Genomic DNA, 13,030 nt, shown 5'->3' on the forward strand with positions numbered 1-13,030 from the left:
GAGCCTCTTCCGGCAACCATTTCTCGTTTTAGTCCGTCGGCGGAGCCTCTTCCGGCGACCTTTTCTTGTTTTAGTCCATCGGCGGAGCCTCTTCCGGCAACCTTTTCTTGTTTTAGTCCATCGGCGGAGCCTCTTCCGGCGACCTTTTCTTGTTTTAGTCCATCGGCGGAGCCTCTTCCGGCAACCTTTTCTTGTTTTAGTCCGTCGGCGGAGCCTCTTCCGGCGACCTTTTTCGTTTTAGTCCGTCGGCAGAGCCTCTTCCGGCGACCTTTTCTTGTTTTAGTCCATCGGCGAGCACCTCGCCGGCAACCTTTTCTCGTTTTAGTCCATCGGCGAGCACCTCGCCGGCAACCTTTTTTCGATTTAGTCCATCGGCGAGCACCTCGCCGGCAACCTTTTCTCGTTTTAGTCCGTCGGCAAGCACCTCGCCGGCAACCTTTTCTCGTTTTAGTCCGTCGGCGAGCACCTCGCCGGCAACCTTTTTCCGTTTTAGTCCGTCGGCGAGCACCTCGCCGGCATACATTTCTCGTGTTTGTCCATCGGCGAGCACCTCGCCGGCAACCTCAATCCGGAATGACGGCCGTTTCGCTGCCACGCCCAAATAAATTTGTGCAGACAAGGGCTTTTTGTTAACTTTGCGAGGCTAAGAATGGCAAATGGAAACACTGGCTAAGCATCAAAACATCGTAAGAATGCTGCTCGTCGGCCTTTCGCTATGGACAACGACGGCCATGCAAGGCGCACAGAAGGGAGCGCGCCGCGCAACGCTGCTGCAACGCATCTATGCCTATGCCGCACAAATGGACGCGCTGCCCGACAGTGCGCGGCAGCATGCCGTTTACACCAAATTCTCGCTCCACATCCTGAAGAGGAATGCCATTTTGCTCACCATTCCCACGATGTGGAACATTGCCCGCGGCCGCGAACGCCATTTCTTAGGCGAATACATCGACAGCGTTTTCGTTGGGGCTCAGTCCATCGAGAGCCGCCGATGGCTCACCCACTCCACCATGCGCAGCCAGCAAACGGGCTTGACGGCGGCCATGAAATATCTTGCGCCGCAACTCTATGGCGAAACCATCTTTCGGCGCGACATCCTCTCGCCGTTCCACCCGGCCAATGCCCGTTTCTACCGCTACCAAATCAGCTACCAACACGACGCGCGGGCTCGCATCAAATTTCGTCCGCGCGTGAACAACACGCAATTGGTTTATGGCGAGGCCGTGGCCGATTTCAACTCGGGCCGCCTCATCAGCGCACAGCTGCAAGGCGAATACGACATGATACGCTTCACCTTGCGCCTGCAAATGGGCGCTGCCGGGCGCGAGAGTCTGCAAGCCACAACGGTCGACCTCGCCTGCCATTTTAAATTCATGGGCAACAGCATGCAAGGCACTTTCCACAGCACCCGCCTGAAGGATGCCGCCAAACCTGCGGCGCTGCCCACCGATGCGCAGGCCGCCATCGCCCAGCTGCGCCCCACGCCGCTACAGGATGACGAGCAGCAACAATATGCCCGCGACTCCATGCAACGCCGGCAGGCATCGCTGCAACCTGCCGATTCGCTCCGCAAGACCACGAATTGGTGGGAACAAATTGGGTGGAACCTCATTGGCCGGCACATGGTGAAGCATCTGACGGGCAATTTCGGCAAGAACAATGAGGGAATGGTGCGCATCAGCCCCATCCTCAATCCGCTTTACATGGGCTACGACTATCGACGCGGCATCACCTATAAGGCCCATGTCAACCTGACTTATGCACACAGCCAAAATCGGTCGTTCAACGCACAATTCGGCGCGGGCTATGCCTTCAATCAGCATCAGTTGTATGTCGACGCCCATTTTTCCTATCATTATCAGCCCCGGCGAAACGGTTATTTCAGCATCAATGCGGGCAGCGGCAACCAAATTGCCAATGGCGAGGTTATCGAGCAGGCTCCCATCCCTGTGAGTGCCGCGCTAAAGGCCGGCTATCCCAAGCTCACATGGTTTAAAGACCATTACGCCGAGGTGGCGCATCATTATGATTTCAGTCGGCATTGGGGCATGCGCGCGGGCATGATGTTCCACCGTCGCACGGCTATGGAAAAGCGCATCTACCTGGAGCATCATCTGCCTGCGCATTTCACCTCGGCCGCCCCTTTCATCGAAATGCAGTGGCGTCCGTCGGGCTATCAAGGCCCCATCGTCACGCTCGATTATGAGCGAGCCATCAAAGACTTCCTGCGCAGCAACATCGGCTACGAGCGGTGGGAAAGCGATGCGCAATGGAAACTCAACCTCAGCAGCCTGCAATCCTTGCAAATGCGATTGGGCGCAGGAGGATATACCCGCCAAGACCGCAGCGCCTATTTCTTAGACTACGCCAACTTCCATGAGAACCATATCCCCGGCGGCTGGAACGACGACTGGAGCGGAACGTTCGAATTGCTCGATGCCTATCAATACAATGCCTCGCGCTGGTACGTGCGCACCAACATCACCTATGAAAGTCCATTGCTGCTTTGCTCGCGCCTGCCGATGGTCGGTCAGTTCGTCGAAATGGAACGCTTTTACTTTAGCATGCTCTCCTCGAAGCTGTGTCGTCCCCACCTCGAAATCGGCTATGGCTTCACCACACGTTTTTTCTCCATGGGCGCATTTCTCGGCAGTGAAAAAGGAAGAATTAAAGATTTTAGTTGTAAATTTGGCTTCGAATTATTTCGTCATTGGTAAATGGAAAACTTAACTGTATACAAAGCAAGTGCTGGGTCGGGGAAAACATTCACCCTCGCCGTTGAATATATTAAACTATTGGTTGCCGACCCTTTTGCGTTTCGAAAGACCTTGGCTGTGACCTTTACCAACAAGGCTACCGAAGAAATGAAAATGCGCATCTTGAGCCAACTCTATGGCATCGCCCATCAACTGCCTTCCAGCCAACCCTATCTGAAGAAAATAAAGGAAGAAACTACGCTCTCTGATGCACAAATCCGTGAGAATGCGGCTTTGGCACTCCGCCTGCTCATCCACAATTACAGTTATTTCAGGGTTGAAACCATCGATGCTTTCTTCCAAACCGTGTTGCGCAACTTGGCCAAGGAGTTAGATTTAACCGCCAATCTGCGCCTTGAACTCAACGATAACCAGGTGGAAGAAGAAGCCGTCGATATGCTCATCGAAGAGCTCAACAAGACGTCACGCCTCTTGCATTGGATTTTAGAATATATCCAAGACAACATGGCCGACGACAAGTCGTGGAATGTCATTGCGCAAATTAAGAAGTTTGGCATGAACATCTTCAAAGACTATTATAAAGACCATCGCAAACAACTCGCAGTCGTCTTCCAAGAAAAAGACTTCTTTAAAAACTACACCGCTCGCTTGCGCACCATCAGGAAAACAGCCGAAGAGACGATGAAGAAGCGTGGAGAGGAGTTTTTCGAAATCATTGAGACGCACGGAGTCAGCGTCGACGATTTCAAATCCAAGAAAAGTGGCGTTTGCGGCTATTTTAAAAAGCTCATGGAGGGCGACTTTGTTGACAGTGAAAAGGTGTACAACGCCACGGCAGCCAAAGCTACAGAAAGCGTCGATGCCTGGCTGACCAAAGCCAATGCCGTTGCGGGAAATCCCATGTATGACTTAGTGGAAACGCAACTCATGCCGCTGTTGCAATCCACAGAGAGCGAACGAAAACGGCAAGCCCTGTTGTATGCGACCGCCGACTTAACCCTGCAGCATCTCAATCAGCTGCGGTTGCTCGAAGGTATAGAAAATAAGGTGCAAGCCATCAACCGCGAAGTCAACCGTTTTATGCTCAGCGACACGCAGGCACTGCTGCAAGCCATGATTGACCACCAAGACTCGCCCTTCATCTTTGAGAAAATCGGCACCCAACTCGAGAACATCATGATTGATGAATTCCAAGACACCAGCACGGTGCAGTGGAAAAACTTCAAAGTGTTGCTGCTCGAAACCATGAGCCGAAAAGGTATGAACATGATTGTAGGCGATGTGAAACAAAGCATTTACCGATGGCGTGCAGGTGATTGGCGGCTCTTAAACAACATCGAGGCACAGTTCAATCCGAAAATGGTTACAGAGAAATCGCTCAAAACCAACTACCGCTCACAACGCAATATCATAGCCTTCAACAATACCTTCTTTCAAAAAGCCAATCAGCAGCTCCACGCTCAGCTGCAAGAGTTGGACGAGAAGCAGGCGCAGCAAGTAGAACGCGCCTATCAGGATGTGGTGCAGGAATTTCCTGCACACAAGGAAGCATTGGGCATGGTGGAAGTTACCTTGTTTCCCAAGAGCGAAGACTACGAGGCGCAGATGTTAGCAAGTATCGTTGACAAAGTTGATGCACTGCTGCAAATGGGGGTGCAAGAAAAAGATATTGCCATCTTAGTGCGCAAGAACGATACTATTCAAACCATCGGCGACTACTTTCTGCAACACCGCCCCGACATCCATTTGGTTTCCAACGAAGCCTTCCACCTGAGTGCCTCTCAAGCTGTAAATATCATCATTCAGGCATTGTCTGTCCTCGACAATCCCGATGATATTTTAGCAAAAGCCTCGCTATCGAAGAGTTATCAGGTATACATCCAAGGCTCAACGTTCGAAACTTTCAACGCCATGTTACAAGAATCTACTTTAGATAAGCTCCTTCCCAAAACTTTCATTGCGCAAAAAGAACAACTCCTTGGGCTTCCCATTTCTGAAATGGTTGAAACCATCTATCGCATCTTCGAGTTGCAAACCATCAAAGGACAAGATGCCTATATCTGCGCCTTCTACGACAAGCTCAACGAATACACGCAAGATAACATTGCCGACATTCACAACTTCCTGCAACTGTGGGAAAATAGCCTGTACAAAGTGTCGATTCAAAGTAGCAACAATGAAGGGATCAAACTCGTAACCATTCATAAGAGCAAGGGATTGGAATATGCTCATGTGTTGCTTCCCTTTTGCGATTGGGATTTAGAGCGGAATGATAGTATCGTGTGGTGCGCGCCTCAACAACCGCCTTTCAGCGACCTGCCAGTAGTTCCCATCAGCTACAACAAGACAAAGATGCTCCATTCATTTTATGCAAAGGATTACATTCAAGAATACGTGCAAAACAGCGTCGACAATCTCAATCTGCTCTACGTGGCGTTTACACGTGCAGAGCAGGGCTTGTATGTCTTCTCTAAAAAGGGCGACAAAATCAACAGCCGTTCAAAACTGATTGAGACCTGCCTTGGAGAAGTAGCAAAAGAATTGAATACATCGCAAATCACCGGGGAAGATGATGCTCAAGAGGCCACCTACTTTAAATTTGGAGATAAGCTCCCCGCAGCAAAAATAGAAGTAAAACAGAAGGTGGACAACATCTTCTTGACTCCAGCCGAGAATATTCCAGTAACCATTGCCCACAACGATGCGCAGGTTTCGTTCAGACAAAGCAACAGCAGCGAAGCCTTTCTGCAAAAGGGGCAGGAAACAGAAACCGACAAACAAAAGGGCTATATCCAACTGGGCAGCATTCTACATGCTATTTTTTCGAAGATTCGCACGCAGGAAGATGTCCCCAACGCATTAAGAACGCTTGAAGAAACAGGCGTGCTCTATGACAATATCATTACCAAAGAAAAACTTCTTGCCTTGCTCCATCAACGTTTGACCGACCCACGCATAGCACCATGGTTTACAAACCGGTGGACCATTCTGAACGAGTGCACCATCTTGCGCTACAACCCCGATACACAGCGCACAGAAGAACGGCGCCCCGACCGCGTCATGATGGACGAGCAAAAGATAGTTGTCGTCGATTTCAAATTCGGCACTCCACACGCTGAACACCAACGGCAAGTGTGCGACTACATACAACTGCTCTCCGAGATGCATCCACAACCCATCGAAGGCTATCTTTGGTATATTTTCTCTAATCAAATTATTCCTGTCAAATGAACACCTTTTTACACTACGTAGCACAAGATATTCTCGACAAATATGGCTATAATCTCTCAAGAATAGCTGTTGTTTTTCCCAACAAACGCGCGGCCCTTTTTCTCAACGAGGAATTGGCACAGTTGGCTCATCGCCCATTGTGGAGTCCATCTTACATCACGATTAGCGAACTTTTCACACGCCATTCTGAGAGGATTTTAGGCGACCCCATCAAGCTCATCTGCGATTTACACAAAGTGTTTGTCCGTTGCACGGGCATGAACGAAACGTTAGACCATTTCTATGGCTGGGGGCAAGTGCTGCTCAACGACTTCGACGATATCGACAAAAATATGGCCGACGCCCATCAAGTGTTTGCCAACCTCTCGAATGTGCACGAATTAGACGACATCTCCTATCTCACCGACGAGCAAAAGGAAATGCTCAAGCGTTTCTTTAGCAATTTCTCCGACCAATCCGAGACAGCACTGAAAGAGAAGTTTCTGAAGCTCTGGAGCAACCTCGAAAACATCTACACCACCTACAGGGCGCACCTCTCGGCACAGCAACTGGCCTACGAAGGAGCACTTTACCGTGAGGTCGTGGAAAATCCGTCTATCGATTTTCATTATGATGCCTATCTGTTCGTTGGTTTCAACATGATGCAAGTGGTTGAGCAACAACTCTGCACCCGTCTGCAAAAAGAGGGTAAAGCCTTTTTTTATTGGGATTACGACGACTATTATATGCGCCGCCATGGGGCATTAGAAAATGAAGCAGGCACATTCATCCGCCAATACCTGAAATACTTTCCCAATGCGCTCGATGGCAATAACAAGGCCATTTACAACGCATTCGAACAGCCGAAATCGATTACATTTATCAGCGCGACCACAGAAAATATCCAAGCGCAATACATCAACCAATGGCTCAGCGAAAACAATCGCATTGCCGATGGGCGCAAAACGGCTATCGTCTTGGCCAACGAAACCCTGCTCCAGGATGTTATCCACGCCATTCCGGAAAGCGTGGAAAATGTAAACATCACCACTGGGTTCCCGCTTGCACAAGCGCCAGCGGCCGCATTTGTGAAGCTGCTCATCGGTCTGCGCACCATGGGCTACCGCAAAACCAACCACACGTTTCGCAAGAAATGGGTCGACATGCTGCAACGCCACCACTTCATGCGCTACATTCCACAGCCCGAAATGCTGTTCCAAATCGAGGCTTTCGATGCCGCCAACACCAACCGCTGGATACGCAATGTGCTGCAAACCATTGCCGAGCAATATGCCAAGGACGACCACCACGACCCTTTCATGCAAGAGTCGCTCTTTCGCATCTACACCATTTTCAATCGGTTGGACGACCTCATGCAGACTGGTGATTTGCAGGCCGACATGAACATCTACACCAAACTCATTCAGCAAATTATTTCGACCAGTAGCATCCCCTTCCACGGCGAACCCATCGTGGGCACACAAATCATGGGTGTGCTGGAGACGCGCAACCTCGATTTCGACCATCTCTTAGTGCTCTCGTGCAACGAAGGCAACATGCCCAAAGGCGTCAACGACACCTCGTTCATTCCCCACGCCGTGCGCAAGGCTTTCAACCTCATCACCATCGACAACAAGGTGGCCATTTATGCCTACTACTTTCACCGGTTACTGCAACGCGCCAACGACATCACGCTCACCTACAACCAGGCGACAAGCAACACCACGACGGGCGAAATGAGCCGCTTCATGCTGCAACTCATGGTGGAGAGCCCCCACACCATTGCGCGGAAAAACCTCAACGCACAACAGTTGCCGCTGCGACAGCAACGCCATGCCGTGCCCAAAAACGATTTCATCATACAAACGCTCATGCAAGCGCGCGGCCTCTCGCCCACAGCGCTCAGCAACTACCTACGCTGCCCGTTGCGGTTCTATTATCGTTTCGTCCTCAAGCTCCAAGAGCCCGACGCCGTGGACGATGAAATCGACAACCGCATCTTTGGCAACATCTTCCACCGCGCCGCCGAACTCATCTACCAACCTTGGAATGGCGGCGGAATGGTGCAGGAAGACGACCTCGCCCAACTGCTGAAAGACGAAGCCCGTTTGAACCGCATTTTAGACCAGGCGTTTCAAGAAAATCTGTTCGACAAAGCCGGACAAAAGACCCCAGAATACAATGGCCTGCAACTCATCAATCGGCAGGTTATCTTCGATTATCTCAAGCGTCTTTTGCAAACCGACAAGCAGCTCGCTCCCTTTAAAATCGTGGGGTTGGAGCACACCGTCAACCATCCGTTAGACATTGAAACGGCCGATGGACACCACAGCATCTCGCTCTTTGGCAACATCGACCGCATTGACGAAATCAGGCGCAACGGGCAATCACTGCTGCGCGTCGTCGATTACAAGACGGGGCGCAACACCAAGAAGCCGCTGCAAACCATCGACGAGGTGTTTGATGCCGACAAACTGCAACAACATGCCGACTATTATTTGCAAGTGATGCTCTACGCGGCCAATTTGCGCATCGATGCCAAGCTCAATCCCCAGCAGCTGCCCGTCAGTCCGGCGCTGCTGTTCATTCAGCATGCCACAGCGCAAGATTACGACCCCACGCTGCTATTAGGAAAAGAAAAGGTGGACGACATCCAGCGTTACGAAGCCGACTTTCTAAACTTGTTGAAAGAATTGATTGAAGAGATTTTCAACCCCGATATTGATTTCAATCCCACCGAAGATAAAGCACAATGTGCGTCGTGCCCCTACCGGTCCATTTGCTTATAACACATGGTTGGAATGTTGGGGAAATAACCGTTCGGCCACAGCGGAAGGGTCGTTTCAACGATGCAACAGAGGTTTGCACGCATACGAAATTGTGTTGCAACAATGCAAAAGACCATTCTGCCCACCGAATGGGTTGTTGCAACATGCAAAAGCCCATTCAGACCCTCCAAATGGGTTGTTGCAACATGTAAAAGACCATTCTACCCACCGAATGGGTTGTTGCAACATGTAAAAGACCATTCTGCCCACCGAATAGGTTGTTGCAACATGCAAAAGACCATTCTGCCCACCGAATGGGTTGTTGCAACATGCAAAAGACCATTCTGCCCACCGAATGGGTTGTTGCAACATGTAAAAGACCATTCTACCCACCGAATGGGTTGTTGCAACATGTAAAAGACCATTCTGCCCACCGAATAGGTTGTTGCAACATGTAAAAGACCATTCTGCCCACCGAATAGGTTGTTGCAACATGTAAAAGACCATTCTGCCCACCGAATGGGTTGTTGCAACATGCAAAAGACCATTCAGACCCTCTGAATGGGCGTCTAATTTTGAAAACAACCCTCACAGACCCTCCGAATGGGCATCTAATTTCGAAAACAACCCTCACAGACCCTCCGAATGGGCGCCAAATTTTGAAAACAACCCTCGCAGACCCTCCGAATGGGCGTCTAATTTCAAAAACGACCCTCACAGACCCTCTGAATGGGCGTTTTACATTTTCAAGAGCAAGAAACGACTGTGAGCACCTGTTCGTTGACACTGAAACGAACATCGACACCATAGAACAGCATGCCATAGACCTTTTGCGCATCGTGCTGATAAGGCGGGCGGGGATCTTCGGCCAGCACAGCCACCAACTCGTCCAATCGTTGGGCATCCAATCCACGCGTCTGCAACTGCTTGCGCAGAACATCGGGCAACACCACCGTCAGACGTTGCCACGCATAGTCGTCGACAAAGCCGCTGCGTGCCTGGGGATGGGCATCGGCATAGGTCACATAGGGCTTGATGTCGAGAATGGGCGTGCCATCCATCAAGTCGGCTCCACGTACATGTAGCACCGGTCCTTGTGGACTCTCCCACTCCACGCGCTCCAACTGCACCGACGACAGCCCCAACGGATTGGGACGGAAGGGGCTGCGCGAAGCAAACACGCCCACACGCTGATTGCCACCCAAACGCGGCGGGCGCACCATGGGGCTGTGAGCGGCGTGCCTGTTGGCATGGAAAGCCCAAATGAGCCACAGAAAATCAAACGCGTCGATGCCACGCAGCGCATCGGCATTGCGATAGGCGGGCACGAACACAATCGTTCCGCGCAACGCTTCAACAATGCCGCTTTGCTTGGGCACGCCAAACTTTGTGGCAAACGGCGAATGGAAATAGGCTATGGGTTCGAGCGTCATGGGCGAAAGAAGATGGCCGTGACAAAGAGAATGAGAAAGGTGGCGCCACCCACAAAAAGAGGCACCTTCAACCCCTGCAGCTGATGGGTTGGGCATACGATGTGGTGTTTGCGCAACACCAAAGCCATGATGCTGCCGCCTAAAAAAGCTAAAGAAAATCCGCCCAACAAATCGCTGAAATAATGCACACCGAGATACATGCGGCTATAACACATCGCGATGGCCCAAAAGACCAAGAAACCCACGATGCGCCGACTACGAAGAAAATAGGCCATGACAAAAACCAAGGCCCACGCGTTGCCCGCATGTGAAGATGGGAAGCCATAAGGGCCGCTGCGATAGCCATCGATAATATGTATCGAAGCACTCAGCGGATTGGCCAAGTTGCAAGGGCGCAGGCGTGCCATCTCGGGGCGCAGAAAGTGGGACGTATAGAAGTCGGTGAGCAACAACAACAGACCGATGGAGACAAACACCACGCAGCAGGCCTTCCACGAATAATTTTTCCACACCACAAAGAGCAAGGAAACATAAAAAGGCAGCCACACCCATTTCTCGCTCACCAGCCACATCACCGCGTCCCAAAAGGGCGTGTGGGCGTGGTTGATGGCCAAGAGAATGCTGACGTCTGTAGTTTGTAATGTTTGTAAAAGCGTTGTAAACCATTCATTCATCGTTTCGCAATGTCATTATAGAGTTCTTGTAAATAGGCTTTTCCAGAGGTTTCAAACGGCTGTGCAGCACCGCTCCCCGCACGATAAACCACACGCTGCGCCGCATTGTCATACACCATTTGCTGCTCGGCTGTCACCATGCCCCAGATGTCGGGCGAGGTGAAGAAGGCAAAATGAGGGGCGCGTGCATCGAACAAATCTTTGCTGAAAAGAAATGGTTCGTGCGGCAAACCTAATTGCCCTAAGAGCGTGGCGGCCAAATCGTGCTGCGAACCAAATTGCGACACTACCTGCGCCCGCTTCACCGCTCCGCCGAGCCACAACATCGGAATGTGATAGCGTTGCGGCGTGGTGCTGCTGATGTTCTCGGGATAGCAGCCCAAATGGTCGGGCAAGATGATGACCAAGGTGTTGCGCCACTGCGGCAGCTTCTTCAGCGCGGCAACGAAGCGTCCCACCCACGCGTCGGTGTAGGCAAAGGCGTTGAGGATTTTGTTGGGCAAACGATGGTAAGGCACATCGAAGGGCTCGTGCGAACTGCTCGTTTGAATCACGTTCAGCTGGGGTGGCAACGTTTGCGTCCGAGCTGCCTTCTTCGCATCATCCAGCACACGCTGAAACACCAGATGGTCGGGCACTCCCCACTTGCTGAGCCGCGCAGAAAGTGGAAAATCGCCATCGGACACAATGTGGGTGAAGCCCATGCCCGTAAGATAGGAACGCATGTTGGTGAAGTTGGCATCGCCACCATAATAATAATGCAAAGCGTAGCCCTGCTGCTGCAACATTTTGCCGATGGACGACAGCTTGTCGGTCTTGGCAGGATAGCGCATGAGACTTGTCGTGGGCTGAGCCGGATAGCCACTCAAAATAGACAGGATTCCGCGATCGGTGCGGAAGCTGTTTGCATAGAAATTATCGAAGAAGAGCCCTTCCTTGCGCAGCGCATTTAAATGGGGCGTGGCATCGGTCTCCATCACCTTGCGGGAGAAACTCTCCAAAATCACAATATAGATATTGGGACGCCGCGTGCAGAGCAAAGTGTCGCTGTTCGCACGCCGCGTGCAAACCATCGAGCGAAAAACGTTGCGCGCCTGCTTCTCGGGCATAAACCGATATTGAGCCGCGAAATCAACCTGCTTCGAATAGCTTTCCAACAAACTGAAAACGGGATTGATGGCCGCATGATTGAGCCGCATGTTGGTACTGAAATAAGCCTCGCCGGTATTCATCACCGAGACGGTGAGCCCGCCACGCATGGGAAGAATGAGCAGACCGACACAGAGCAGCAGCACAACGCTGTAGCCCAAACGCCGCTGCAACGGATACCACGGAAGGCACGCACCACCAACAAGGCTCATCATCAACCGCCACACGAGAACCGCCAGCACCAACACCGCGCCGATGCCCAACGCCACAAACCAGCCACTCACACTGGCCAAAGCGTCGGCGGGCGAAGAGAGGAAATAATAAAAAGGTGTGGTGTCTAAAGGGAAACCCCAGTAACGGTATAAAACGAGATTAAGCAGAAACGTGACGGCATAGATGCTCGCTGCCAGCGCAAAATAAATGCGCCAAGGCCAACGCGACATGCGTGTGAACCACAGTTGCGCAATGAGCAACAAACCCGGAAAAGCAGTGAAATAGGCTGCAACAGAAAGGTCTAAAGGCAATCCGTGGCGCATCACTTGAAACACGATGTCCACACGCTCGCCGCGAAACAGGTCGCGATAAACCACCATGAAGCATGGCTTTTGCAAAAGGAACAGAAGCAACCAAGCCAAATAGAAAGTTACCAATTTCAGTATGCTTTTTTTCATTATCGTTTTGCTATAAATCGTTTTGTCGATAGTTTTCTCAAAGCCGCCGCAAAGGTAGTTGATTTCGCAGGATAAAACAAATCGTCATTCTTATTTTTAACAACTTAACACTTCCCGACACCCTTTTCCCGTTTCGGATGGCCCTGTCGGGAGTTCCCGACACCACTTCCCCGTTTCGGATGACCTGTCGGGAGTTCCCGACACCCTTTTCCCGTTTAGGATGACCCTGTCGGGAGTTCCCGACACCATTTCCCCGTTTAGGATGACCCTGTCGGGAGTTCCCGACACCATTTCCCCGTTTCGGTTGGACCTGTCGGGAGTTCCCGACACCACTTCCCCGTTTAGGATGACCCTGTCGGGAGTTCCCGACACCCTTTCCCCGTTTCGGTTGATCCTGTCGGGAGTTCC

The 13,030-nt window shown here is 51.4% G+C and carries 7 protein-coding genes; 3 read left to right on the plus strand and 4 right to left on the minus strand.

Going from position 1 to position 13,030, the window contains the following annotated elements; genetic code table 11:
* Positions 1–196: 196 nt before the first annotated feature.
* A complete protein-coding gene (locus HMPREF9431_RS13160; RefSeq protein ID WP_004379700.1) occupies positions 197–619 on the minus strand; it encodes a hypothetical protein in 423 nt (140 codons plus the stop codon).
* Positions 620–656: 37 nt separating this feature from the next.
* Here HMPREF9431_RS13160 and HMPREF9431_RS03360 point away from each other — a divergent pair, with 37 nt between their 5' ends.
* The 3 genes from HMPREF9431_RS03360 to HMPREF9431_RS03370 are packed head-to-tail and all read left to right on the plus strand — an operon-like array spanning position 657 to position 8,716.
* Positions 657–2,717, plus strand: a complete 2,061-nt coding sequence (locus HMPREF9431_RS03360) for a DUF5686 family protein (protein ID WP_004379701.1) — start codon at positions 657–659, stop codon at positions 2,715–2,717.
* Positions 2,718–5,948: a UvrD-helicase domain-containing protein gene (locus HMPREF9431_RS03365; protein WP_004379702.1), complete on the plus strand. Its 3,231-nt coding sequence runs from the start codon at positions 2,718–2,720 to the stop codon at positions 5,946–5,948.
* Entirely contained in the window at positions 5,945–8,716 is a 2,772-nt protein-coding gene (locus HMPREF9431_RS03370) for a PD-(D/E)XK nuclease family protein (RefSeq protein ID WP_004379703.1), read from the plus strand. The genes HMPREF9431_RS03365 and HMPREF9431_RS03370 overlap by 4 nt, the downstream gene beginning before the upstream one ends.
* 725 nt (positions 8,717–9,441) lie before the next feature.
* Here the strand turns inward: HMPREF9431_RS03370 and tsaA are convergent.
* The 3 genes from tsaA to HMPREF9431_RS03390 are packed head-to-tail and all read right to left on the minus strand — an operon-like array spanning position 9,442 to position 12,622.
* Positions 9,442–10,128 (minus strand): tRNA (N6-threonylcarbamoyladenosine(37)-N6)-methyltransferase TrmO, encoded by a 687-nt coding sequence (gene tsaA / locus HMPREF9431_RS03380; RefSeq protein WP_004379705.1) that lies wholly within the window; start codon positions 10,126–10,128, stop codon positions 9,442–9,444.
* A complete protein-coding gene (locus tag HMPREF9431_RS03385) occupies positions 10,125–10,802 on the minus strand; it encodes a phosphatase PAP2 family protein (RefSeq protein ID WP_004379706.1) in 678 nt (225 codons plus the stop codon). Before HMPREF9431_RS03385 ends, tsaA begins: the two co-directional genes overlap by 4 nt.
* Positions 10,799–12,622: an LTA synthase family protein gene (locus tag HMPREF9431_RS03390; protein WP_004379707.1), complete on the minus strand. Its 1,824-nt coding sequence runs from the start codon at positions 12,620–12,622 to the stop codon at positions 10,799–10,801. The genes HMPREF9431_RS03385 and HMPREF9431_RS03390 overlap by 4 nt, the downstream gene beginning before the upstream one ends.
* Positions 12,623–13,030 lie beyond the last annotated feature (408 nt).

It is taken from the genome of Segatella oulorum F0390 (genome assembly GCF_000224615.1).
GTDB classification, from domain to species: domain Bacteria; phylum Bacteroidota; class Bacteroidia; order Bacteroidales; family Bacteroidaceae; genus Prevotella; species Prevotella oulorum.